We start from the raw sequence: 23579 nt of genomic DNA on the forward strand, positions 1-23579 counted from the left end.
AGGAGGTGGGCCATGTATCTTACAGACTACCACACGCACTCCTGCTGTTCACCGGACAGCACCGCCCGGCTGGAGGACATGGTCCGGGCGGCACGCAGGGCCGGCCTCCGGGAGCTGTGCACCACCGACCACTGTGACCTGCAGGACGAAAACGGAGCTCCTCTGGGCGGCTGGGACTGGACGCCCATCTTGGACCAATACTGGCGGGCCCGTGACAAAGGCGGCAGCGAGGTGAAGGTGCTGCTGGGCCTCGAGCTGGGCGGGGCCTATACGGACCCCGGCCGGGCTGAGGCTCTTGTGGCCGCCGCCCCCCTGGATTTTGTCATCGGCTCCATCCACAATCTGAGCCCAGAGGCGGGAGGTCGAGATTTTTTCTATTTGGACTACCGCTCCGAGGAGGCGTGCTACACCACGCTGGATGACTATTTCGCCAGTATGCTGGCTCTGACCCGGCTGGACTGCTACGACGCCCTGGGCCATATTATCTATCCCCTCCGCTATATGAACGGCAGAGCAGGCTGGCACATCACCTTGGACCGGTATGGGGACCAGCTGGACCAGCTGCTCCGTGCCGTCATCCAAAACGGGAAGGCAATCGAGGTCAACACCCACGGCGGCCGGGAGGTGGAGGATTGGCGCCCCATCCTTAGACATTACCATCAGTTGGGGGGCGAGTTGGTCACTACCGGCTCTGACGCCCACTCCCCCGGAAATGTGGGACGCGGCATCTCCCAGGCTGTGGCTCTCCTTCGTGAAACAGGATTCCATCGCTTTGCCGTCTATCGGAAGCGGCGGCCTGAATGGATCAAACTATAAGAATTGGAGGATATTTATTATGATCGCAATCGCATCTGACCATGGCGGCTATAATTTGAAGGAGCATATCAAGGCCTATCTGGTAGCCAAGGGCATCTCCTGCCAGGACTTCGGTACAGACAGTACCGCCAGCTGTGACTACCCTGTATTTGGCAAGGCCGCTGCCGAAGCTGTGGCTTCCGGCGCCTGTGAGAAGGGGATTGTCATCTGCACCACCGGCATCGGCATCTCCATCACCGCCAACAAGGTGAAGGGTATCCGCTGCGCCCTGTGCGCCGATCCCCTGTCCGCCGAGTTGACCCGCCGCCACAACAACGCCAATATGCTGGCGATGGGCGCGGGGATGATCGGGCCCAACCTGGCAGAGCGCATCGTAGACGTGTTTTTGACCACGGACTTTGAGGGAGGGCGCCACGCCCGCCGCGTGTCCCAAATCATGGATATGGAGAAATAAAGGGCAAGGACCTGGGGGCGTGGCCTCCAGGTCCTTTTTATGGGAAGAGACCCGATGGCAGACTCTCTTTGAACAGAATTGTATTATAATTTCCAAAAAATGTATGAAACCGTCCCACTCCGGGGCGGTTTTTTGTGTTAGATAGAAGGGGTCACGCTGCGGCTCCGGCCTGACTGACCGGTAGAGGGGCGCATACAGGGCGTGACAACCCAAAGCGGGAGAAAAAGGTGTACCCCGCAAAAGCCACATCTCTGATCTTAATCATTAAAGGAGGAACCATCATGTCAACCAACAAGACGCAGCATTACCAGCTCAACCAATGGGAGGCGGAGGATAAGGTGCTCCGTATGGAGTTCAATGAGGACAACCAAAAAATCGATACAGCTCTTTTTGGGAAAGCCAGCCGGGAAGCCATGGACCAGCTGACACAGAAGGCCGCTGTTCTCGCAGCGGATATGGCCGGAAAAGGAAACTGTCAGGTAGTGGCGGGGAGCTATGTAGGGACCGGAGGCGCCGGAGCCAGTGCCCCAAACCGCCTGACCTTCCAGCGAAGACCGATGCTTCTTTACGTCTATGGCAGCTGGCGGTTGCTCTGCGGCCGTGGAGAGACCTCTGCGGCGGCCCAGTCTACGGTCAATAACGACCGGACGAACACGGTAACATGGGAGGAGCGGGCCGTATCCTGGTATAATGATGATGGCAAGGCGTCGCCTCAGTTAAACGACGAGGGCAGGACCTATCACTATCTGGCCCTTCTGGAAATGGAGTGAAAGAAGGACCCCGGAGCTCTGGCTCCGGGGTCCTTTGGGGTTGCGGAAAAGAAATTACTTGGTCAGATAGACGATAACGAACTCGTTGTCATCCTCGTCCAGCTGGATCAGAGTGACGTTGTCAAAACCGTCCTTGGTTACGCGGTTCTCGATGGAGCCGGCGCCAATGGACTTGACGGTGGTGCCGTCGATGGTGTAGACTTTCACGTCATCAGCCAGCAGGTAACTCTCGTCGTCCAACGTCAGGGTGCCGTCCTCGTAGTCGACAGTGGACACAGACTCTTCGGTCTTCACCAGATCGCCGTCAACGTTCTTCTCAAACTCGGCATAGAGGTCGTCCTCGTAGCTCTTGATCTGGTACAGGCCAACCTCCAGATCATCCTTACGGGTCAGCAGGGTGGTCTTCTCGCCGTCCATGAAGACATCGTACTCATAGTACTCCTCGTCGTCCTCGTCCAGACCCACAGCGTAGTTGTCGGACAGGACATAGACCAGCTCGTCAGCGCTGGTGCTGGCGGAGCCCTCGTTCTCGGAGTACACAACGACCAGACGGCCGCCGTCGAAGATGTAGTATACGTTGCCGGCCTCAACCTCGGGGGCGTTCTTCACGCCGGTGTAAACCTTATCCTTAGCGATGAACAGAGTGGAAGAGTTACCAGTCTTGGTAACGCCGGAGATGGGCTTGGCGACGTTATCCACGGTGGCACTCTCGGCCTTATTCTGATCGTCCACCAGCTTCAACTCATACTCGCCGTTCTTCTTCTCCTTGAAGGTGTAGAACTTCTTGGCATCCTCAGACTTATCCCAGGTGAAGTCATCGTCGTTGTCCAACTCGGACACGGTGATAGTCTTGGAGGTGCCGTCCATAAACAGGGCCTTGGCGATGTTGTCGAAGCCGCTCTCGCCAACTTCCTTCACGAAGATATAGTCGTCAACATTGACCTCGTCGTTGGCAGCCTTGGCGCCAATCACAAAGCCGTTCTCGTCCAGGAAGAAGTCATACTCGTCGCCGGCGTTGATCTCGACATTGTTGTAGCCGGAGGCCAGGGTGTACTTGGTGCCGTCCAGAGTGAAGCTGCCGTTGTAGCCATTCTCCATATCGTCAGTGATCTTGACGGTCTTGACGGTGCCGCTGACGGTCTCTACGTCAGACACGGCCAGCACATCATTGTCGTCGTTCACGTCGGCAGCCTCAATGAAGATGACGAAGTAGTCGTCCACGTCATAACGCTTGGACAGGCGGTCGAACCAGTCGTCGTCATCCTTGCTGTTGTCCTCAACCGTGAAAGAAACGGCCTCGTCGTCATTATTCAGCCAGGGGTTGTAGACGTCCATGGTGACATCCTCGTCGTCCATGTCGGTCACCTGAGCCAGGTAGCCCTGGAGCAGGACAATCCGGTCGATCTTCTTGTCGTCATCTTCAGCAGCGTACAGCTCAATGACGGTGCCCTTGTACTTGCGGGCGGCCAAGTCTGCGACGCTGTCCAGCCCGGTCTCATCAGAGCCGTTGACATAGATGGTGGCACCGTCGAAGTCGTAGCCGTCCTTCTCCAAGTCCTTTACCTCGTCCTTGTCAAAGTCCTTGACATAGGTCATGACGGGCTCCTCACCAGCGTACTTGCCGATCTCGTCGCCCTCGTAGGACCAGATGACAGCGGGACGGCCGAAGTCGTCGTGGTCGTCGGCTTTCTTCTTCAGCTCGCCGGCGAACAGGTCCTCGCCCAGCTCGGCGGAGTACTTCTTGCTGTCGTCATCTTTCTTGCCATTAATGGCGTTATAACGGTTGCCGGACTTGTACAGGTCGCTGTACTCAGCGGAGCCCAGGTACACAGTAGTGCCGTCGGGGGTGACCACCTTGCCGGGCTCACGGCCCACGATGACCTGAGTGGCCTCCAGGGTGTTCAGAGCCAGCTGGGCCACGTCGTTCCGGGTCATGGCCTCAATAGCGGCAACATCCACGTCGTTGTACAGGTCAATCTGGTTAGCCTGACGGATGGTGGACAGCTGCCAGTCGTCACCGAAGTCGGACTGATACTGGAAGTAGCCCAGGGCCTTCAGCATCATCAGAGCGGCCTGGGCGGCGGTGACGGAGTCGCTGCCGCCAAAGGTCTTGGCGTCATAGCCGGAGATAATGCCGTGGGTCCAGCAGGCGGCCACATAGGGTTCAGCCCAGGCGGGCACATCGGTAAAGGGGGCGGTGCCAGCGTAGTTGGACACCTTGTAGTCCAGCATGTTGGACATGATGACGGCCATCTCGTTGCGGGTGACGTTGGCGTCGGGGTTGAACTTGCCGTTCTCGTCGCCGGTCATAACACCGACGGCCTGGAGAACTTCGATGGCTTCCTGATTGTTCTTGGAAGACACATCGACGTAGCTCGCTCCGGAACCGACTACCATCAGGCCCATGACCATGACGGAAGCCAGAGCCAGGCTAAGAGCCCGTTTCAGGTTTCTCATTCGGGATTCCTCCTTAAATTTTTTCGGGGACTTTTCTGACAAAATCCCCATTTTTTCGAGGCTTTGAGGACTTTTTAGGGCATCAGCCCTGTATAACGCCCCTTGCAAAGCAAAAAAGGTGAGGAAAACCCGCTAAGAGCAAATAAAAAAGGGGGCTTTTTCAAAGAAAAAGTGCCCTTGGTAGACATCTGGTAGACACCCAGAAAATGGAAAAGCGGGAAAGCCCTGTTTCCCAGCACTTTCCCGCTTTTTTTGGTAGACATTTGGTAGACATAGCGCGCCTACCAGAAAAAAACGCCGGTCCATAGGACCGGCGGACAAAGGGATTCTGTATGACATTTTACTTGACCTTAGCCATCCAGGCGGGCCGCAACGTCTTCCAAATAATTCCGTTCGACCTGTTCAATCTTTCCAGCGTCAAAGGCGGCGGCAAGGCTGGGATCAATAGGCAACTGGGCCAGCACAGGAATCTCCAGTTCCATCGCCACTTTTTCCAAATGGCTGTCCCCGAAAATCGCGTGCTTCTTGCCGCAATCAGGACACTGAAAATAGCTGTAATTCTCTACCAGCCCAAGGACGGGAATATCCATCATCTTAGCCATATTTACAGCCTTTGTCACGATCATGGATACCAGATCCTGAGGAGAAGTGACGACAATAATACCGTCCACGGGAAGGGACTGGAAAACAGTTAGAGGCACGTCGCCAGTGCCGGGGGGCATATCCACGAACATATAGTCCACATCGCCCCAGACCACTTCTTGCCAGAACTGTGTGACTACGCCGGCAATGACGGGTCCACGCCATACCACGGGGTCCGTTTCATTTGCGGTGAGCAGGTTCAGGGACATGAGCTTGATGCCGCCGGCCGTGACGGCGGGGTCGATGCCGGCGTCGCTTCCTGTGGCCTTCTCATGGATGCCAAAAGCGGTTGGGATAGAGGGGCCGGTGATATCGGCATCTAAGATGGCTACCTTACGGCCCTTTCTGGCCATAGCGACGGCCAGACTGGCGGTGACGGTGCTCTTGCCGACGCCGCCTTTCCCGCTGACAACGGCGATGACCCGCTTTACACTGGACATGGCGTTGGCAGGGACACGCATATCCCGGGAGGAGCAATCGGCGCTGCAGCTGGAGCAGTCATGAGTACATTCAGACACTTGGAACATCTCCTTACAATCATACGGGCCGGGCCCGAGTATAGTCGTTCTCTCAAAGTGTACCCCTTTTCTCTCCGCCCGTCAAGACAGAGGCAAAAAAGGACCGGAAACTACCGGATCAAAGTATTTTCCATGGGGATCTCATCCATGCTGCCCTTGGTTGAGAAGTAATAGGAGAGAATATCGGCTGCCATGGCGCCCAGTTCTGAGCCGCTTCCGCCGTGTTCCACCACCATGGCCAAGGCGATCTCCGGGTCATCATAGGGGGCGAAGCAGACGAAAACGGCATTGGACTCCGTCTGGGCGCTGACCTGGGCGGAGCCAGTTTTGGCGCCCACCTGGACAGGCAGGTCCTGAAAGTAGCGGCGTACCGAGCCGTCAGTGGTCAGGGCCAGCATTCCGGCCTTGACAGCCTCTAGATTTTTGTCCTGTATCTCAATGGTGCTGAGGACCTCCGGCTCATAGGTTTCCACGATTTGGGAGTAATCGCTGGATTTGATTTCCTTCAGCAGGTGGGTGGACTTTCGGGTGCCTCCATTGACCAGTGTGGAGATATAGCTGGCAAGCTGGATAGGGGTAAATTGGCTGCTCTCCTGGCCGATGGCCACAGATAGGACCGAGCCCTCGTACCAGGTCCCGCCCATGCTCTCAGTATATTCGGGGCCAGCCATGACGCCCGAGGACTCCTCCAGCTCAATGCCCGTCTTTTGGCCAAGGCCAAAGCGGGTGGCGTAGTCTACCAACAGGTCGATGCCAAGCCGCCGTCCCACGTCGTAGAAAAAGTAGTTGCATGATACCTCGATAGCCTCGCTGACGTTGATGAGCCCGTGATACTTGCCGTACTGGCGGTAGTACCAGCACTGGGGAGGAGTGCCGGGGTAGTAGGTGTAGCGGCCCAGGTCCCGTATTTGGGAGTCGGGAGTGATAATGCCCTCCTCCAGTGCTCCGATAGCGGTGACCATCTTAAAGGTGGAGCCGGGGGCGTAGGTGCCTGTAAGTGCCCGGTTGACCAGGGGAGTGAGGGGATCTGTAGAATTTTTCTCCCAGTCACGGGAGTAGTTGGCCAGGTCGAAGGTAGGGTAGGAGGCGGAAGCCAATACATCAAAGCTGTTTACATCCAGCACCACGCAGGCCGCGCCCTCCACCTCCTCACTGACCAGATTGGGCAGGGAGGAGGCCAGAGTGTCCTCCACCTTTTTCTGCAGGTCAATATCGATGGTGAGCACAATATTGTCCCCTGGCTTTGGCTCGGTGATCCAACTCTCTGACAAGATCTTTCCGCTGGTGTTCCGATCCACGGCCCGGATCCCTGGGGTACCCCGCAGGAAGGATTCGAAGGCCTTTTCCACCCCCTCCTTACCTACGGTATCGTCCATCTCGTAGTCGGGCTTACCGTCCCCGTCCTCGTCCAGCGAGGTATAGTATTCCACCTCTGAACGGTTCATCAGTCCTACCCGCCCTAAGATGTGGGCGGCATACTGGGTGTGGTACTGACGGACGGTAGTGGGCTCGATGACCACTCCAGGCAGAGAGAGCTCTTTGACACGGGAGATGAAATCGATATCCACGCCCTCGGCAAAGACATAGGGAGTCCAGGTGACCTCACGGGAACGCAAGTACAGCTCATACAGCAGTCCGGCGATGGCCCGGGCATCTGCCGGGTCCATGTCTCCGATATTCAGGTCGGGCACCGCCTGCCCGGATGCCTCCGCAGACTTCTTGTCCACAGCGCCCTCGCCTGCGATTTCAAAGCTGGCGCACATTTTACCAAGCAGCTGCCGGGCGGTAGGAAGTGAGCTATCCTTCTCCTGCACTGGTGTCTGGACCTCTTTCTGGGGCGTCTTGCCAGTAAAAAATCCGGTGATCCTGTCCCAAAGCCCAGGCTCCTCCTGCTGTACAGGGGCTGTTTCTACTGGCTCGGGCTCTTTGGTGGGGTCGGTGATCCATTTCATTTTGACAGCCAACTGGCCCAGGCGGGTCAAAGTCTTAGAAGGGGTCCCGTCCTCATTTTGTGAGAGGGTAAAGTAGGGGGACTGCTCAGTGAACACAAAGGGCTCATCGGCGGAGATGGGCAGGGTGTCGCTCCATTCTACCCCAGAGGCCCGAGCCGCGTGGATGAGGGACAGAAGGGTCGCGTTGCGCTCCTCCGGCTCCTTTCCCATGTGATCCAGGTCCAGCGTCACCTGGTAGACCACCCGATTAGACACCAACACACGGCCATTTCGGTCCAGAATGTCTCCCCGGTCTGCTTCGACTATCTGGGTTTCTGCGATCTTGTTCTGAGATCGCTCATACAGCGCCTCACCCTGATTGATCTGGAGGTCGTACAGTGTGGCCCCCATGGCGGTAAGACACAGGGAAAGGAGCAAGGCGATGCACAGGACCCGGCGATGAAATTGTTTTACATCCATGGAATACCTCCATCCTGGAGAAGAAAAGGGCGAATCAGGCCAGCTTGGTCCCGCCCACCCGGCGAAATATGGCCCGGAACAGGAGATAGACTACCGGAGTCCAGGCCAAGGAATAGAGAAATTCGGGCACGGCCACCTGGAGCAGCGCCGGGAGGGAGGCCGCGTGGGTGATGAGCCCCCGCAGCACCCGCAGCAGGTCCAGCAGAGCAAGGATAGCGGCGGAACAGAGCAGGCAGCCGGGAAAGGACTGGCTCAGGGCATACTGGGCGAGGGCCCCAATGGCCATGCCGGCCAGGGCCATCCCAAGCACCAGGCCGCCAAAGCCTCCGGGGTAGGCCAGCTCCCACAGCAGGCCGACCGCCATTCCAAAGCCCGCTCCGGCATAGGCCCCCTCCAGCACCGCCACAGCGGCTGCCGCCACAGGCAGCAGCATGGGTGTTACGCCAAAGAGGGGGTACCGAGGCAGGATATAGTCGTCCAGCAGCCACAGGGGCAGCAGGCCCAGGGCATAGACAAGCCACTTGTGGATCAGGTCACGTCGGGTCAAATGAAACGCTCCTTACTGGGTAGGGCGGCCACAGGCCGCGCCTACTCCTGGATATCAAAGTCTTTGATGACGAATACCTCAACTAAGGAGGACAGGTCGGCGTCAGGGACCACCACGGCATAGCGGGTCATCCCAGAAGGGTCGGTAAAGACGCCCTCCACCTGACCTACCACCAGCCCGGAAGGATACACGTCCCCCTTGCCGGAGGTGAGCACCTCGTCCCCAGACACCAACTGAGCGCTGTGGGGGAGGTAACTCAGCTTCAGACGGCCCTGGCCCATCAGGGCAAAGTCTCCCTCCAGCACCCCGGCGCTGTACGTTCGGGTGACGATGCCCCCAATCTCAATGTCTGTGTTGATAATTGTGGAGACGGTGGACCAGTTCAGCCCCACCTTGGACACAACTCCCACCAGCACGCCGGTGGAGGTCACGACGCAGTCGCCCGCCTCCACGCCGGCGGAGGTGCCTTTGCTGATGGTCAGTGTGGATGCCCAGTTGTCAGTGGAGCGCCCAGTAACCCGCGCGGACTCAAAGACGAAGTCCTCACGTTTGGCCTGGAGGTCCAGCAGCTCCCGCAGGCGCTCGTTTTGCTTGGCGGCCTCCTGCCCCTCTCGAACCTGGTCCTCCAGCTCGGCCACCTGGGCCCGCAGGCTGTCCAGCTCCTCCTGGATCTGGCCATAGCGGAATACATAGTTATATACTCCCTCCGCCCAGTCAGCGGCGGCAGCAATGCCATTTCGTATGGGGCTGGTGACCGTGTTCACCACGTTGGACAGGGGGTCGGCATTGCCGCCCATAAAGGCGGTGCCCACCCCGATCAGAATGGTCAGCAGCAAGGCGATGATGACCAGCAGGATCCCGTTCTGGCGGAGAAAATCTTTCACGTTCCTTGCTCCTTTTTCGCGGCCATGGACAATGTGTCCACTCCAAACCGGGCCAGCATCCGGCCCAGCCGGCAGACCGGCAGGCCCATCACATTATAGTAGTCCCCGGAGATGCCCTCTACAAGCACACTGCCGTACCCTTGGATGCCGTAAGCCCCAGCCTTGTCCATGGGCTCTCCAGTGGCCAGGTAGTGGTCGATATCCCCTTGGGACAGGGGGCGGAAGCGGACAGAGGTGGCCTCGTGCTCCGTGGCGGTCCGGCCACCGGAAAAGAGGGTGACGCCGGTGTATACCATATGCTCCCGACCGGACAGAGCGGAGAGCATTCGGACCGCCTCCTCCCGGCTGTGGGGCTTGCCCAGCACCAGCCCGCCCACAGATACCACCGTGTCAGCGGCGATGACCAGGCCGTCCGGGTGGGCGGCGGCGACTTCCGCGCACTTCTGGCGGGACAGCTCCTCCACCAGCCGGTCCGGAGACAGCGAGGGGTCCATGACCTCCTCCCCTTGCGCAGGAATGATGTCAAATTCAGCGACCCCCATCCGCTCCAGCAGCTCCCGCCGCCGGGGGGATTGAGAGGCGAGGATGATACGCATAACAAAACTCCTTGGTGAGAAAATAGGTGGGAGGACTCATCCCTCCATCTGGGCCTCCTCCGGCCCATTTGTCAGAGAGCCGGTGACGTGGATGGAGTGCCCCCAGAACAGGTCCCCGTCGTTGAACCAAAATTCGAAGGCTCCGTCCTCATAGATCTGAATGGCGTCCAGTTCCATGCGCTCCATGAACTGCTCCTGGGTGATCTCCGCCGTCTCCCGGCCCTCCTCCGACTCCTGAGCCCAGTCGTTGGCCAGGTCAAGCAGCTTTTCCGCGGCCAAGGCCCGCACCCTCTGGTCCCACTCCTCCTGACGCTCCATCAGGGTGTGAAAATGCGTCAGACAGTCCGCCCGGTTTTCGTCCCGGTCGAAGTCCAGGCGGGCAGGCTGGCCCAGCCACTCCGCCTCAGTCTCAAACCAGCCCACCGAGCGGTTCAAGGTAAAGGTGCCCAGACCGTCCTCCCAGAAGGATACAGGCTTTTTCTGCTCCTCCAGGATGGCCTTCAGGTCCGGATCAAAGCCCGGCTCCGGCAGGTCCAGTAAGAGGAGCCTCCGGCCATCCTCTGACACCCGCGCCGTGAACTTGATGATAAAGTCAGGCCGGACCCGCTGGCGGAGATAGTTCCGCAGGGTGTCGTCGGCCAGAGAGACTAGGCTGGCCTCTCCCCGGTGGATGTCCGGGCTGTCCTCCTCCATCCAGGCGGTCAGGCCGATGCCCACCCGCCAGAGCTCCTGCTCCGGTTCTTTGACAGAGCCGAAGCCGCTGGCGTCCGTGACAGCCACAATAGACAACTCCTCCGGCAGGAAGGGGGCGGCGAACTCCTTCCACTCGTCCCTCTGTTGGGAGGGAGGCTCCTTGGGCGCTTCTTTCTTTTTGAACAGTCCAAACATACTGCTTCCTCCATGCTCGTCACACTGGGCCTGGTTAAAGGGGCCCGTGTTTGTCGCTTATTTTCCGGTAGAGCCGAAGCCGCCGGCGCCCCGCTGGGTGTCGTCCAGCTCATCCACGATTTTCAGCTCGGCCTGGACTACCGGGGTGACCATCAGCTGGGCGATGCGCTCACCGGGCTGAATGGTAAAGTCCGTGTCCCCGGAATTTTGCAGGCCCACCAGGATCTCTCCCCGGTAGTCGCTGTCGATGACGCCCACACAGTTGGCGGGGGCGATGCCATGTTTTATGCCCAGCCCGCTCCGGGCAAAGACCAGCGCCACATAGTCCGGCGAGGGCAGGGCGATGGCGATGCCAGTTGGGATGACCTTCCGGCCGCCGGCAGGAATGACCACCGCCTCCTCCATACAGGCGTGCAGGTCCATGGCCGCCGATCCGGGGGTGGCGTAGAAGGGCAGGGGGATGTCGCTCCCAATTTTAGGGGAAACTGCTTTGATCTTCAACTCCATAATTGTAAACTCCTAATCCTTTTTCTATTCGATATCCACGATGCGCACATACCGGCGCAGGGGGTGCTCCCCGTCATGTCCCGCCCCTTGAAATGGGGCGGACATAGTGCCGGCGGCGGTGATTCGGGTCAGTCCCGCCCGGACCAGAAGGGCGGTCAGCTCCTCCCGCTCCTCCGGGGGGCAGAGCAGTCCGGCGGTCTGAAGCCTTCCCTTCTGCCGTCGAAGGACAGAAAAAAGCTGGGAACGGGGCAGCCGTTTTACCAGTATGTTTCCATGGAGAGGCGACAGCTCCAACTCCTGGTCGGGACAAAGGGTGACCGAGCAGCCCCGCCCCAGAAAGACCTGGGCCCCAGTGTTTCTCACCGTCTGCTCCAAAAAATGCTCATACCCGTGGAGGGTGGCCTGGGCCGCCTGTCCGGGGGTCGGGTGACAGGCGGCGGCCGCGCGCTCCAGGATAGGCAGGAAGCTATGGCAGAACGCCCTGCCATCATCCAGGCTGTCGGTGTCCAGATAAATCACCTGGCAGGAGGAGCACAGCAGCCCCCCGGTGGACAGGATATGGCGGGCCAGGGCATACCATTCCTCCTCCGGCGGACGGCCAGATACATAGGCGAAACTGAGCCGGTGGCTCCACTCAATCAGCTTGCAGCCGGCGGGAGCCATGCTCCGGGCGGCCCGGACAGCCTCATCCCCGCCCCAGGTGACGATGCCGTCCGCCAGGCTGGCCAGGACCTCCAGGGAGGTCCGGTCGGCAGAGGGGATGGAAAAGACATAGAGGTAGGGGGCCAGATCGGGCTTGATGTCTGTCAGCAGCTTGAGCAGAGCCAGGGACAAGCCCGTATCTCCAGAAGGCAGCTTCAGCAGGTTGACGTTTCCGGTCAACAGGCCCTCCAGGGCACTGAAGGCGGGAAGGCCCTCCATGTTGCCGGCGGCAATGTGGAGCAGGGTGCCCAGGGGCAGGACCACAGAGCGGCCAAAGGGCCGGGGGCGCTCCCCTGTCCAGAGACCGTCCAGCTCTACGGCCAGTTTATAGCGCAGGCTCTCCGGCTGGAGCGTGTGGCGGTACCTCCCCAGAGTATCCAGAAGCTGTGGGGTGGCAAACCGGGACAGGAGATGGTCCAGCTCTCCCTGATCCAGCCGGTCCAGCAGCGTAGCGCAGGCATCCACGACGGCCTCCGCTTCCAAAGGGGAGGCGCTTCGGGTGTGGTTAATCTCCGCCTCCAGACCGGAGAGCACCTTTGGCAGGTCGCTGTCCGGGAGAAGGGCTCCATTGGCAAGAATCACGGCATCTCCCCCTTCCCAAGCAGTTCCGCAGCTCCGGCGGCGCAGGTCTGAATCTCCGCCAGCCCCACCCGGCCCAGGATGGTCAGATAGGGGGAGCGGAGGCCGCAGCCACATTCCTCCCCCGGCGTGAGATAGCCCAGATCATCCGTCATGACGCTGGTAGCCGGGGTAGCCCGGAGGAGGGGAGAGATCAGGTTGATCAGCCCCACCTTCCCCATGGGCAGGGGCTCCAATGTATTCACATCCCGAATGATGACGCGGGAGTAGACGGGGATGTGGAAGTGGTGCTCTTTGCAGGCGTTGAAAAAGATGGGGTGCTCTACCGCACCGAAAAACTCATTGATATTCGCCTCTTGGATGCCCAGTATCCGACCGGCCAGGCCATAGAGGACAGGCTTTTCCACCTGCTGGGCGTAGTGCTGTTTCCAGCCTCCGGCCAGGAGGATGCGGGAGCCCTTCGGCAGCTGCGCCCGCAGGCCCAGCTCCTCCATCCGCTTCAGACCGAACCAGAGGTAGGAGGGAAAACCGATGATCCGGGTGGGAAACCGGGAACTGCCCAGCTTTTCCAGGGCCTTCGCCACATGGTCCAGGTCGGGGACATAGCCGCCGTCCCCATAGCGCAGGGCGTAGGTCCGGCTGATGGGAGGGGCAAACCAGGTCAGGCCGAACATGGTGCGGGTGACACCTGTTTTATTCTGGCGGTGGGGCTGATAGCCCAGGATCACATTGTGAGCGGGCCTGGGAGAGATCAGGCCGTGCCGCCAGCCCAGGCGAAGGACCATGGGTACCTCCGCCAGGAGACAGCCCCAGTCAAAGCCCACCTGGCTGAACCTGCCGCTGGTGCCGGAGGAGGTGACCCGCATGGCCATTCGCCACCGGGGCATGGAAAAGACGGCGTGCCGCTTGTAAAACAGGGTAGGCAGGACGGGGAGCCGGGCCAGGTCAGCTATGGTCTGTATCTGCTCTGGAGAGAAGCCGATGTGGTCCGCAATGGCCCGGTACTCCGGGCAGCGGGCCATATGGAAGGCGCAGTTATCCCGCACCGCCCGAAGAAAGTCCGGGTCGGAGCCCTCCAGGTCATAGGGCTGGTGGAGCCAAAACAGGCGCTGTCGGCTGAACACGGCGTTTCCCCCTAGTCTCTGTTACTCCACGTCTCGGTAGTAGAGTCCCCGAGTATACTCATTTGGCTGGTATGACCCCTGTCCCAGATAGCGTTCCAATACCTGGGCGCACTCCATGGCGTTTTCCGTGGTAAACATCAGCCGGGCCGCCCACAGGCCCAGGCGGCCATAGTCCTGGGTCCGGTCAGCCAAAAACAGCTTTTTGGAGTTCAAGATCTCGTTGCGGCAGCCGTAGGCCTGGACCACCGGGAACCGCTCCCCCTTCCGGTCGGTGAGCAGGTTCACGTTGGAGCAGGTGTGCTGGCCGGAATGGTTGTGGATAATACAGTTTTCTGTAATCATCAAAGGTAGGCGGCCATAGGCGATGAGCTCCGTGGGAATAGCCTTAGACAGGTCCCGAATCTGGGCCAGCTTCAGCTCGAAGGAGGCGGTAGCGGAGATGAGTCCCAGCCGCTTCAGCTCTTTCATGGTCTGGCTGTTATATACCCCAAGGCCGTAGTCTCCCCGGACCGAAAAGCCCAGCTGGGCAGCCCGGCGGACAGCGCCCAGTGTGCCGGCCAGCACCTGGTCTACTCCAATGCGGCGCAGGGCAGCCAAATCCTCCTCCAGGGCCAAAGTTTCCCGGTCGCTGTACACACGGGGCATAAGGGCGGCGACGGGGACACCGGCCTCTTGGCACCGCTTCACCACCTCCGGGTGGGCAGCGCCCTGGTCGGCGGGTAAGTAGATCAGAGCAGGGGACAGCCGCAGCAGCTCTCCACTGATCTGGGCCGCCTCCCGGACAGAAATTGTGTATACAGGCGTCCCCCTGGGATTCTCATACCTCACACCCGGCCGGAAGGGCTCCACCCTCCTCTGGGGGAGGGCCTGCCGCTGGACGGACAGATCCTCCAGGGCCCGGCGGCGCAGGTCATTCAGGGCGGACAGGGGAAGGGATAGGCCCTCCTCTACTTTGGCGGTCACCTTCTGACAGGAGTAGGGGGTGCCTCCGGTGCGGGACAGCTGGCCCTCCACCTTTTCCCGTGTCAGGGGCACGTTTCGAGCCGCCTCGGGCACCGGCCCCTCCCCATGGACCATCCGGCCCTCCTTGTCCTCCACGGCGATCCGGGCTGGCTGGTCGGCCTGGATCATGGCGTATATTCTCACCGGCTCCTTCCGGTTCTCGCCGTTTTCATAGGTGGCCCGGGCCTGGGCATAGAGCTCCTTGGGCTCCTTTCCCTCCTGGCGCGTACCAAACATTTCGGGGCCCTTTTGACCCATGAAGTAGCTGTCCGTAAAGCCCTGGCGGGAAAAGACCTGCTCCAGGGCATCCAGCTCCGCCTGGGTAGGGGAGCGGCCCTCCTTCAGAGCTCTGGCGTACACACCGGTGACCACGGCCACATACTCCGGCCGCTTCATCCGGCCCTCCAACTTCAGGCAGGCCACCCCCATGTCCTGAAGCTCCTTCAGGTGGCTCACCAGGGACATATCCTTTAGAGAGAGAGGGTACTCGTCCGCCCGGCCGTTCCAGCCATACTTCAGCCGGCAGGGCTGGGCGCACAGACCACGGTTGCCGCTCCGCCCCCCAATGACCGAGGAGAAATAACACTGGCCGGAGTAACACATACACAGCGCCCCGTGACCAAACACCTCGATCTCGATGGGGGAGTTCTGGCAGATATAGGCGATCTGGTCCCGGTTCAGCTCCCGGGACAGCACCACCCGGCTGATGCCCAGGTCAGCGCACTGCTTTACCCCGTCCAAAGAGTGGACGGTCATCTGGGTGGAGCCATGGAGGGGCAGGTCCGGGACGGTCTGCCTTAGCATACGCAGCACACCCAGGTCCTGTACAATGACCGCGTCCACGCCGATGCGACTGGCGTGAGCGGCAACCTCCGCCGCCCCCGGCAACTCCCGGTCAGTAAGCAGGGTGTTCAGAGTTAGATGTACCTTGCAGCCCCGGAGATGGCAATAAGAAACCGCCGCCGCGGCCTCTTCCTCAGAAAAATTCTTGGCGTTGCGGCGGGCGTTGAAATCTCCATATCCAAAATAGACGGCGTCGGCGCCGTTCTGGACGGCGGCCGTCACCGCCTCCATAGAGCCGGCCGGCGCGAGCAGTTCCAACATGGGATACCTCCTGGAAAATCAAAGGCACGGGACGGACACGCGGCAAAAGTCGTGTCCGCCTCCGGCGGTTATTTGCGGGTCTGAAGCTTGAAGATCTCCCGCTTGGCCTCAGACAGCTCCATCTTCAGCCGGCTGGCCTCCTCCAGATTCTCCTTGATTTGGCGGCGGAGATTCTCGGCGGCATCCTGTTCCTTGAAGTACAGGTCGGCCATATTCATGGCGGCCAGCACGGCGGCCGTCTCCTTGGGCAGCTTGTTGCTCATGAGATCACGCAGCTGGCTGTCCACATAGTCAGCGCACTTGCGGACATAGGCCTCGTCCTCTACCGCCACCATGGTATACTCCTGTCCCGCGATGGTCACTACCACTTTGTTCTTCATCGGAGCTCCTCCCCTTCTTCTATCTTTTGTATGCCAAATGGGCATACGAATCCAACTTACTCATCATTATACCACAGAAGGAAACATTTGAAAAACAAATAATCCATGAATTTTTCCAAGAAGCGCCGACCCGCGGCGAACAGCGGGGATGGACCGGAGCGAGGGCGCGAAACCGAAGCCGCATAAGCGGCTGTTTCCAGCCCGAGACGGAGGGAAGCCACGCGTCGTGAGCCGGGGAGGCGTGACAACCAGAAGCGCCGACCCGCGGCGAACAGCGGGGATGGACCGGAGGCCTCCGCAATTTCCTGTTTACGCCGGGCGGTTTTTGCGGTAAAATGAAGAAACACAGCCACGGTCCCTCCGCCCTGCCTCGGGTCGGGAGCGGGACCGTTTTTAGAAAGGAGGGCGGTAGTATGGCCCAAACATTGCTGCCCGGAAGCGTCCTGGCCATGACAGACCAGGCGGCTGACCGGCTGTTGAGACTGGACAGCGGCGATGCCGCCCTGCTCTATCTCCATTTTCTGCGCCACGGGGACCTGTCCCATCTGACCTGGTCCCAGCAGCGTCTGGACACAGCTCTGGACCAGTTAAAAAAGCTGGGGATGGCACCGGAGCAGCCCCCCGTCTCCGCCCCCCCTGTCCCGGAAGCTCCTCCCCCGGAGTATTCCCTAGAGGATATTACCGCCGCCCTGAAAGAAAATACATCCACCTTTCCCGCCCTGTGCGACGAGGTGGAGCGGCGGCTGGGCAAAAAGCTGTCCGCCAACGACCTGCGGTCTTTGTACACACTCTATGACCATCTGGCTCTGCCTGCCGAGGTTGTTTTGATGCTGGTGGGCTGGTGTACCGAGGAGATGGAACGAAAATACGGGCCGGGACGGCGCCCCTTCCTGTCCCAGATCAAAAAGGAGGGCTTTGTCTGGGCCCGCCAGGGCATCGACACGATGGAGCGGGCCGAGGCCCATCTCCAGCGCCTGACCCACCTCCGGGGCCGGGAGGCCCAGGTGCTCCGGCTGCTGGACATCCCGCCGCACCCCTTGGTGTCCCAGGAGCGGACTTATATCGCCGCCTGGGACGATATGGGCTTTGACGACGAGGCCCTGCGGATGGCGTATGAAAAGACGGTGCTGAAGAAGCAGTCTATGGATTGGGGCTATATGAACGGTATTCTCCGCCGCTGGCACCAGAAAGGCCTCCACACCGCCGCCGCCATCCAGGCGGGCGACCGGGACCCCAGGCCCCTGCGGGCTGGCCAGCCGCCTCAGGGGGCTCCGGCGGACCAGGAGAAGCGGACACGGGAAAACATGGAGCGGATGCGCCGTATGCTGGACCAGATGAAGAAGGAAGGGTGAACCTATGGCATATGATCCCAATGTGCTTCGCCGGGCTGTGGACCGGCTGGAAGGGGAGCGGCGCCGAAGAAGGGTGGAGCTGGACCGGCTGCGGGACAGAGCCTACGGCCGGGAGCCTCGCCTGGCCCAGTTGGACCGGCAGCTTCAGGGGACCATGGCCCAGTTGGTCGCCGCCACCCTGCGCCAGGGAGGGAACCCCGCCCAGGCGGTACGGACGGTAAAGGAAAAAAATCTGGACCTGCAGCAGGAGCGGGCTGTCCTGCTGGGCGCTATGGGACTGCCCGCCGATGCCCTGGAGGACAAGCCTGCCTGTCCTCTGTGCGGAGACACCGGCTGGAGGGGAGCTCAGATGTGCGATTGCCTGAAGCGGTTGTGTGCCCAGGAGCAGATCCGGGAGCTGTCCAAGCTGCTGGACCTAGGGGAGCAGTCCTTCGACTCCTTCCGCATCGACTATTACAGTCAGACTCCCTGGCCGAACCGGGGGATCTCCCCCCGGGAAAACATGGAGCTGATCTACGAGGTCTGTCTGAACTATGCGCAGAAGTTCGGCAGGTTCCACTACAAAAATCTGTTCCTCTCCGGCGCTCCGGGGCTGGGCAAGACCTTTTTGTCCGCCTGTATCGCCCGTACGGTGTCAGAGGGGGGACGCTCTGTGGTCTACGATACCGCGGGAAATATCTTTGCCCAGTTCGAAGCCAAGAAGTTCCTCCGGGACAGCCAGGACGGCCAGGAGGCCAGGGATGAGACCCGCCGCTATCTCAACTGCGACCTGCTGATTTTAGACGATCTGGGCAGCGAATTGACTACCCAGTTTACCCAGTCTGCTCTCTATGAGCTCATCAACTCCCGGCTGGTGGCGGGGCTGCACACAGTTATCTCCTCCAACCTGACCATGGAGGAGGCGGCCCGGCGATACTCACCCCAGATCGCCTCCCGCCTGGATGGGGAGTATCACCTGCTGGAGTTTTTCGGTGACGACATCCGCCTGTTGAAGAAAGGCAGACTGTAATACCCTGAATTTCGAAGCGTTTTCCATAGAGAAAAAGTGATGGAAGATAGGTGGTTATCATGCGTTTCAGAAGGTCGCTGCTGCTGGTTATGGCGCTGATCGTGGGCGGCGGACTGGGCGCTGTGCTGCTGCCCGAGTTTGAACCGGTCAAGGTCATTTTGTTTTTTGCCATATGCTCTGTGCTGGGTGAGGTATTTTACCGAATCGACCAGAGAATATCCAAAAAGTGATCTCTGTCCGTAGGAATGAGAGCGGCCGATTTGTCATTCGGGAGATAAATAGGATTCAGGAGACAGAATAAAAAACCGCCTTTCCGGACAAACTGGTGCAAGACCAATTTTTACCGGAAAGGCGGTTTTTACATGGAAGTAAGAGAACTGATGAATCCCAGCGTGGTCACCATCGAGCCAACCTCCTCGGCCTCCCTGGCCGCCCGGCTCATCAGCCGGCACAATGTAGGCTCACTTCCGGTCTGTTCCAGCGACGGCCGGCTGCGCGGAATGGTGACGGACCGGGATATCGTCCTGCGCTGCATCGCCGCGGAGGAGGACCCGGCCCAGACCATGGTCCGGGATATTATGACCCGGAACTGTGCCACAGTAGCTCCGGGAGATGACTGCCGGGAGGCCACCCGGCTCATGTCCACCCAGCAGGTCCGCCGGCTTCCTGTTGTTGAAAAAGGCAAGCTGGTAGGCGTCATCTCCCTGGCGGATCTGGCCCGCAGCCACCGCTTCGACATGGAGGCGTCCCAGGCTCTGTGTGAGATATCGGAGAATATAGTGGTGCGGTAAAAGCGGTAAAAAATGTGCGTCCATGTTCAGCATGGACGCACATTTTTTAAACGTTCTTTGGATATAAATGTATCTCCTCTAGGGAGCGGAAATCGTCCGGATTTGAAGCGAATATAGGACTGTTGGAAATCAGACCAGATCCGCGGCGATCTGGCGGATCAGTTCCTCGCTGGGGGCCTTCTGGTCCCGCTTAGATACTTCTACGATCAGTTGATACAGAGGCACGCCCATTTCATCGGCAATGTTCTGAAACCGCTTGGTAAAGCTGGAGTGGCAGCCCGCCAGACCCAGGATCAGGTCAAAGGGCTTAACTGCCACGTGGTAGTTGTATTCCTCCATGGCAGGGATTAACTCACCGTCCAGAAAGGCCAGCAGCTTGTAGAGGTCAATGTCCTTAAAATAGCCCAGCCGTTGGAAAGTGGCTACCAGAAGTTCAGTGGCGCAGTTGCCGGCGCTGCGGGCCATGCCCAGCAGGCCGCAGTCAAAGACGGTGGCCCCGGCCTCAGCGGCGGCGATGGCGTTGGCTACGGACAGTCCCAGGTTATTGTGGCCGTGGAATGCCACAGGGATATCCACAGCAGCGACCAGCTCTTTGGTATAGGCCTCTGTCTCATGGGGCATCATGGTACCGGCAGAGTCCATGATAGTGATCTCATCCAGTCCGCAGTCAGCTAGCATCTTGGCTTCCTCTGCCAACTCCTTGGGGGACAGGACATAGGCCTTCATCAAAGAGTAACGGCACTTCATGCCGGCAGCCTTTACCCGCCGGATTCCCTCGCAGGCTCCTGCTCCGTCGCCGGCGTTAGCGCCGATGCGGAGAAATTTCAACCCATATCTGGCAGCCAGATCCACATTGGGCTGGGTGGCGTTCTTATAGCCCAGAAACATACCGATTTCAGCCTGGGACAGATAAGGCTGTATCAGCTGGAGATACTCCTCGTCTGTGCAGGGGGCAATAGAACCATTGGCCTCATATGCGCCCAGACCCAAACAGTTTCCCATTTCGATGGTGGTGATACCCGCGGCGATCATTCCCTCGATCATCATTTTGGTCAGCCGGGCATCGAAGCCCTTGCCTACCACATTGGCCCCATCTCGCAGGGTGCAATCCATTACTAACATAGCGCTGCTCCTTTATTGTTTGTACATTTTTTGTAGACAAATCATAGATCAGGACATGGGATTTCTGGACAAGACCTCACCATCCTTTGAATGGACCCCAGTGCCATGCGGATCAAAGCTTCTTGACCGCTGGTCACTGCATGGGACGCCATACTCACATTTTCTATCAGAAGTGGGACGATGTCAAGAGGGGGCGGTACACAGGGCCTGAAAGGGAAAAAGATTCCGGGAGATACACCTGACAGGGCAAAACGATTCTATCCCTTGGTGGGCAGCACCGAGGAGATAGCCCCGGCAAAGGCGCTGATGGGCATGGTTTGGAGCGTGATGTGCCCCGGACCGGTGACAACGGTGTTGAACAACCCCTCACCGCCAAAGATCATATTTTTGACTCCTTTTACGGATTGGATGTCAATGGAACAACTGGTGTCCATAACAGCGAGATTTCCTGTATCTACAATCAGTTGCTGTCCGGCCGCCAGATCGTATTCCACACCATAGCCGTCGATCTCCAAAAAGACGGTTCCGCGGCCAGAAAGTTTCTGCATAATAAAGCCTTCGCCGCCGAAAAAGCCGGCCCCTAACTTCTTTTGAAAAAAGACGGAGAGCTCCACCCCATCGGTGGCCGCCAAAAAGGCAGATTTCTGGACCACGATGGGCCGATCCGGAGTAATCTCCACAGCCCGGATAGCGCCTGGAAAGCTAGACGCAAAAGCAATCGTCCCCGGACCGCCCTGGGCTGTATAGATGTTCTGAAAGATGGATTCTCCTGAGAACATCCGACCAAAGGCTTTTCCCAGGCCTCCTGCCGAGGTCTGCATCTCCATATTAGGGCTCATCCAAACCATAGAGCCTTTTTCGGTGATCATACTTTCCCCCGCGCTCAGTTCACAGATAACTACCGGGGTGGGCTCACCCTTGATCTCGTATTTCATAGTATCCCGCCTTTCTTTTTATTGGTGGTACCTCCAGTATATCAGAAGCGGGAAGCTGATACAACCAGGATATAAAAAAGCGGCCTGCCAGAGAGCTCCGGCAGGCTGCTTATTATTTGGTGGCCCAGTTACCTGTGGCCTCCGCCGTGAGATAGGCATTGATAAAGCCATCCAGATCGCCGTCCATTACGGCGTTGATGTTGCTGGTCTCATAGGCGGTGCGGTTGTCCTTCACCATCTGGTAGGGCATGAAGACGTAGGAGCGGATCTGACTGCCCCACTCTATCTTCAGCTGGACGCCTTTTAGATCGGAAATCTTCTCCGCCTTCTCCTGCATCTGCAGTTCCACCAGCTTGGCCCGGAGCATCTTCATACAGTTGTCCTTGTTCTGGAATTGGGAGCGTTCCTGCTGGGAAGCTACCACCACGCCAGTTGGCTTGTGAATGAGACGGACTGCGGAGGAGGTCTTGTTGACGTGCTGGCCGCCGGCGCCGCTGGCCCGGTAGACCTGCATCTCAATGTCCTCAGGGCGGATTTCAATCTCCACATCCTCGGGCAGGTCGGGCATGACCTCCACGGAGGCAAAGGAGGTCTGCCGCCGGGCATTAGCGTCAAAGGGGGACACCCGCACCAACCGGTGAACGCCGTGTTCTCCTCTGAGGTAGCCATAGGCGTTGCTCCCCTCAATCATGATAGTGGCCGATTTGATGCCGGCCTCGTCCCCTTCCTGGTAATCCATGATCTGATAGGTGAAGCCGTGGCGCTCGGTCCAGCGGGTGTACATCCGGTAAAGCATCTGTGCCCAGTCCTGGGCCTCAGTCCCGCCGGCGCCGGGATGAATGGTCAGGATCACGTTGGAGCGGTCGTACTCGCCGGTGAGCAGCGTCTCCAAACGGGCCGTCTCCATATCGGCCTCCAGATGGGCGAAGCCATCCTCGAGCTCCGGGATAAGGGATTCGTCCTCAAATTCGTTGCCCATCTCGCACAGGGCCATCAGGTCGTCCCACTGACTCTGGCGCTTTTTCTGGCTGTCCACCTTGTCCTGCAGGTTCTTGATCCGCTGCTGGACCTTCTGGGCCTTGGCCAGGTTGTCCCAAAAGCCGTCGGCGGCAGACTCAGCCTGGAGCATATCCAGCTCGCGCTCGGCCCCATCCAGATCAAGGGCCTGAGCCAGCTCCTTCAGGGCGGGGAGCAGGTTGTTCAGCTTGACTTTATATTCATCAAATTGGAGCATGCGGTCCTCAACTCTCTCTCGTAAACTCCCGGAATAGCCGGGGACAAGTTGGTTTTAGGCCCAATTATTATATATGAGCTGGAAACAAAAGTAAAGGAAAACCTGCCCTCGCCCAGAAAGGAATCAATGAGGGCCGTTCCAGACGTGAACGGCCCCCTAACGATCACTGGCCAGCCAGCCCTCTCCGCGGAAGATTAGATCATCCAAATCGTCCTTGGGGGCGGAACGCTCAGGCAGCTCTAAAATAGGGGTCTTGTGTTCATCCATAATTGGTTCCTCCAGTTATGTCTCTCCCCAGTTCATCAGCAGATGGCGGGGAGAAGGGATATACATATCAGTATATGCGGGCCCTGTGGGGATATGTGTCCGTTTTTGTACATCCAGCCGAGGGGAACTATGGGGAAAAGAAAAGATATTTTTTGACTTGACATAGTCCATTTCATATGGTAAACTATTCTAGCCTTCAAAAGAAGATCGGAAGCCACCCATGCCGGAGTGGCGGAATTGGCAGACGCCCGGGACTTAAAATCCCGTGGGAGCGATCCCGTGCCGGTTCGATCCCGGTCTCCGGCACCATATCGCGGGATAGAGCAGTTGGTAGCTCGTCGGGCTCATAACCCGGAGGTCGGAGGTTCAAGTCCTCCTCCCGCAACCAGAAATCCGCTGGAATCACCTGATTCCAGCGGATTATTTTTGTTTTTGGCAACTTTTTTGAGGGGTTTATTTCGGACTTTCAAATCTGACCCAGATTCTGA

At 59.0% G+C, this 23579-nt stretch carries 22 protein-coding genes and 2 tRNA genes; 9 read left to right on the top strand and 15 right to left on the bottom strand.

What is annotated here, in order from left to right:
• Window positions 1-12: 12 nt before the first annotated feature.
• The 3 genes from WKS99_RS11290 to WKS99_RS11300 all read left to right on the top strand — a co-directional run bounded on the left by WKS99_RS11290 (window position 13) and on the right by WKS99_RS11300 (window position 2040).
• Window positions 13-816: a histidinol-phosphatase HisJ family protein gene (locus WKS99_RS11290; protein WP_186852855.1), complete on the top strand. Its 804-nt coding sequence runs from the start codon at window positions 13-15 to the stop codon at window positions 814-816.
• A gap of 19 nt (window positions 817-835) precedes the next feature.
• Window positions 836-1270: a ribose 5-phosphate isomerase B gene (rpiB, locus tag WKS99_RS11295; RefSeq protein WP_147572373.1), complete on the top strand. Its 435-nt coding sequence runs from the start codon at window positions 836-838 to the stop codon at window positions 1268-1270.
• 281 nt (window positions 1271-1551) lie between these two features.
• Window positions 1552-2040: a hypothetical protein gene (locus WKS99_RS11300; RefSeq protein ID WP_340406007.1), complete on the top strand. Its 489-nt coding sequence runs from the start codon at window positions 1552-1554 to the stop codon at window positions 2038-2040.
• Between the two features lie 54 nt (window positions 2041-2094).
• On the opposite strand, the gene WKS99_RS11305 is transcribed toward WKS99_RS11300, so the two are convergent.
• From WKS99_RS11305 to WKS99_RS11360, 12 genes are all read right to left on the bottom strand, one after another.
• Entirely contained in the window at window positions 2095-4497 is a 2403-nt protein-coding gene (locus WKS99_RS11305; RefSeq protein WP_240286521.1) for an S-layer homology domain-containing protein, read from the bottom strand.
• A 350-nt stretch (window positions 4498-4847) separates the two neighbouring features.
• Window positions 4848-5657: an Mrp/NBP35 family ATP-binding protein gene (locus tag WKS99_RS11310; protein ID WP_240286571.1), complete on the bottom strand. Its 810-nt coding sequence runs from the start codon at window positions 5655-5657 to the stop codon at window positions 4848-4850.
• A 110-nt stretch (window positions 5658-5767) separates the two neighbouring features.
• Complete coding sequence (locus tag WKS99_RS11315) at window positions 5768-8068, bottom strand: penicillin-binding transpeptidase domain-containing protein (protein ID WP_262670003.1); 2301 nt, start codon at window positions 8066-8068, stop codon at window positions 5768-5770.
• A gap of 34 nt (window positions 8069-8102) precedes the next feature.
• On the bottom strand, window positions 8103-8615 hold the full coding sequence (locus WKS99_RS11320) for a rod shape-determining protein MreD (protein WP_147573473.1): 513 nt from the start codon (window positions 8613-8615) through the stop codon (window positions 8103-8105).
• Window positions 8616-8656: 41 nt separating this feature from the next.
• On the bottom strand, window positions 8657-9499 hold the full coding sequence (mreC, locus tag WKS99_RS11325; RefSeq protein WP_147573472.1) for a rod shape-determining protein MreC: 843 nt from the start codon (window positions 9497-9499) through the stop codon (window positions 8657-8659).
• Window positions 9496-10095: a Maf family protein gene (locus WKS99_RS11330; RefSeq protein WP_262670005.1), complete on the bottom strand. Its 600-nt coding sequence runs from the start codon at window positions 10093-10095 to the stop codon at window positions 9496-9498. Before WKS99_RS11330 ends, mreC begins: the two co-directional genes overlap by 4 nt.
• Before the next feature lie 36 nt (window positions 10096-10131).
• Entirely contained in the window at window positions 10132-10983 is an 852-nt protein-coding gene (locus tag WKS99_RS11335; RefSeq protein ID WP_340406014.1) for a DUF2262 domain-containing protein, read from the bottom strand.
• A gap of 57 nt (window positions 10984-11040) precedes the next feature.
• Window positions 11041-11490 (bottom strand): dUTP diphosphatase, encoded by a 450-nt coding sequence (dut, locus tag WKS99_RS11340; protein WP_186853376.1) that lies wholly within the window; start codon window positions 11488-11490, stop codon window positions 11041-11043.
• Between the two features lie 24 nt (window positions 11491-11514).
• Window positions 11515-12774 (bottom strand): acyl-CoA reductase, encoded by a 1260-nt coding sequence (locus WKS99_RS11345; protein WP_340406017.1) that lies wholly within the window; start codon window positions 12772-12774, stop codon window positions 11515-11517.
• Window positions 12771-13895 (bottom strand): LuxE/PaaK family acyltransferase, encoded by a 1125-nt coding sequence (locus WKS99_RS11350; protein ID WP_240286576.1) that lies wholly within the window; start codon window positions 13893-13895, stop codon window positions 12771-12773. Before WKS99_RS11350 ends, WKS99_RS11345 begins: the two co-directional genes overlap by 4 nt.
• Before the next feature lie 21 nt (window positions 13896-13916).
• Entirely contained in the window at window positions 13917-16001 is a 2085-nt protein-coding gene (locus WKS99_RS11355) for a U32 family peptidase (protein ID WP_186853373.1), read from the bottom strand.
• Between the two features lie 68 nt (window positions 16002-16069).
• Complete coding sequence (locus WKS99_RS11360; protein WP_340406021.1) at window positions 16070-16381, bottom strand: cell division protein ZapA; 312 nt, start codon at window positions 16379-16381, stop codon at window positions 16070-16072.
• A gap of 413 nt (window positions 16382-16794) precedes the next feature.
• On the opposite strand from WKS99_RS11360, the gene WKS99_RS11365 reads away from it, so the two are divergent.
• The 4 genes from WKS99_RS11365 (at window position 16795) to WKS99_RS11380 (ending at window position 19533) form a co-directional block, all read left to right on the top strand.
• Complete coding sequence (locus WKS99_RS11365) at window positions 16795-17733, top strand: DnaD domain protein (protein ID WP_147573464.1); 939 nt, start codon at window positions 16795-16797, stop codon at window positions 17731-17733.
• A 4-nt stretch (window positions 17734-17737) separates the two neighbouring features.
• Window positions 17738-18742 (top strand): ATP-binding protein, encoded by a 1005-nt coding sequence (locus tag WKS99_RS11370; protein WP_186853370.1) that lies wholly within the window; start codon window positions 17738-17740, stop codon window positions 18740-18742.
• A 59-nt stretch (window positions 18743-18801) separates the two neighbouring features.
• Entirely contained in the window at window positions 18802-18972 is a 171-nt protein-coding gene (locus WKS99_RS11375) for a hypothetical protein (protein ID WP_340406024.1), read from the top strand.
• A 132-nt stretch (window positions 18973-19104) separates the two neighbouring features.
• The gene (locus WKS99_RS11380) at window positions 19105-19533 is read left to right on the top strand and encodes a CBS domain-containing protein (protein WP_147573462.1); all 429 of its coding nucleotides are present in this window, start codon (window positions 19105-19107) and stop codon (window positions 19531-19533) included.
• A gap of 129 nt (window positions 19534-19662) precedes the next feature.
• Here the strand turns inward: WKS99_RS11380 and WKS99_RS11385 are convergent, their stop codons facing one another.
• From WKS99_RS11385 to prfB, 3 genes are all read right to left on the bottom strand, one after another.
• Complete coding sequence (locus WKS99_RS11385) at window positions 19663-20655, bottom strand: 4-hydroxy-2-oxovalerate aldolase (protein ID WP_147573461.1); 993 nt, start codon at window positions 20653-20655, stop codon at window positions 19663-19665.
• Window positions 20656-20912: 257 nt separating this feature from the next.
• On the bottom strand, window positions 20913-21590 hold the full coding sequence (locus WKS99_RS11390; protein WP_240286584.1) for a TIGR00266 family protein: 678 nt from the start codon (window positions 21588-21590) through the stop codon (window positions 20913-20915).
• 112 nt (window positions 21591-21702) lie between these two features.
• Window positions 21703-22824 carry a peptide chain release factor 2 gene (gene prfB / locus WKS99_RS11395; protein WP_186853368.1) on the bottom strand — a complete coding sequence of 374 codons (1122 nt, stop codon included), beginning with the start codon at window positions 22822-22824 and terminating at the stop codon, window positions 21703-21705.
• A gap of 489 nt (window positions 22825-23313) precedes the next feature.
• On the opposite strand from prfB, the gene WKS99_RS11400 reads away from it, so the two are divergent.
• Both WKS99_RS11400 and WKS99_RS11405 read left to right on the top strand, forming a co-directional pair.
• Window positions 23314-23400, top strand: a tRNA-Leu gene (locus WKS99_RS11400).
• Window positions 23401-23403: 3 nt separating this feature from the next.
• Window positions 23404-23479: transfer RNA gene (locus tag WKS99_RS11405), tRNA-Met, on the top strand.
• Window positions 23480-23579 lie beyond the last annotated feature (100 nt).

The sequence above is a fragment of the Flintibacter sp. HCN-6482 genome (genome assembly GCF_037892565.1).
Classification (GTDB): domain Bacteria; phylum Bacillota; class Clostridia; order Oscillospirales; family Oscillospiraceae; genus Lawsonibacter; species Lawsonibacter aceti.

Coding starts and splice junctions, on each gene's coding strand:
- WKS99_RS11290 (WP_186852855.1), top strand. CDS start 13: ATGTATCTTACAGACTACCACACGCACTCCTGCTGTTCACCGGACAGC.
- rpiB (WP_147572373.1), top strand. CDS start 836: ATGATCGCAATCGCATCTGACCATGGCGGCTATAATTTGAAGGAGCAT.
- WKS99_RS11300 (WP_340406007.1), top strand. CDS start 1,552: ATGTCAACCAACAAGACGCAGCATTACCAGCTCAACCAATGGGAGGCG.
- WKS99_RS11305 (WP_240286521.1), bottom strand. CDS start 4,497: ATGAGAAACCTGAAACGGGCTCTTAGCCTGGCTCTGGCTTCCGTCATG.
- WKS99_RS11315 (WP_262670003.1), bottom strand. CDS start 8,068: ATGGATGTAAAACAATTTCATCGCCGGGTCCTGTGCATCGCCTTGCTC.
- WKS99_RS11330 (WP_262670005.1), bottom strand. CDS start 10,095: ATGCGTATCATCCTCGCCTCTCAATCCCCCCGGCGGCGGGAGCTGCTG.
- WKS99_RS11335 (WP_340406014.1), bottom strand. CDS start 10,983: ATGTTTGGACTGTTCAAAAAGAAAGAAGCGCCCAAGGAGCCTCCCTCC.
- dut (WP_186853376.1), bottom strand. CDS start 11,490: ATGGAGTTGAAGATCAAAGCAGTTTCCCCTAAAATTGGGAGCGACATC.
- WKS99_RS11355 (WP_186853373.1), bottom strand. CDS start 16,001: ATGTTGGAACTGCTCGCGCCGGCCGGCTCTATGGAGGCGGTGACGGCC.
- WKS99_RS11360 (WP_340406021.1), bottom strand. CDS start 16,381: ATGAAGAACAAAGTGGTAGTGACCATCGCGGGACAGGAGTATACCATG.
- WKS99_RS11365 (WP_147573464.1), top strand. CDS start 16,795: ATGGCCCAAACATTGCTGCCCGGAAGCGTCCTGGCCATGACAGACCAG.
- WKS99_RS11370 (WP_186853370.1), top strand. CDS start 17,738: ATGGCATATGATCCCAATGTGCTTCGCCGGGCTGTGGACCGGCTGGAA.
- WKS99_RS11375 (WP_340406024.1), top strand. CDS start 18,802: ATGCGTTTCAGAAGGTCGCTGCTGCTGGTTATGGCGCTGATCGTGGGC.
- WKS99_RS11380 (WP_147573462.1), top strand. CDS start 19,105: ATGGAAGTAAGAGAACTGATGAATCCCAGCGTGGTCACCATCGAGCCA.
- WKS99_RS11385 (WP_147573461.1), bottom strand. CDS start 20,655: ATGTTAGTAATGGATTGCACCCTGCGAGATGGGGCCAATGTGGTAGGC.
- WKS99_RS11390 (WP_240286584.1), bottom strand. CDS start 21,590: ATGAAATACGAGATCAAGGGTGAGCCCACCCCGGTAGTTATCTGTGAA.
- prfB (WP_186853368.1), bottom strand. CDS start 22,824: ATGCTCCAATTTGATGAATATAAAGTCAAGCTGAACAACCTGCTCCCC.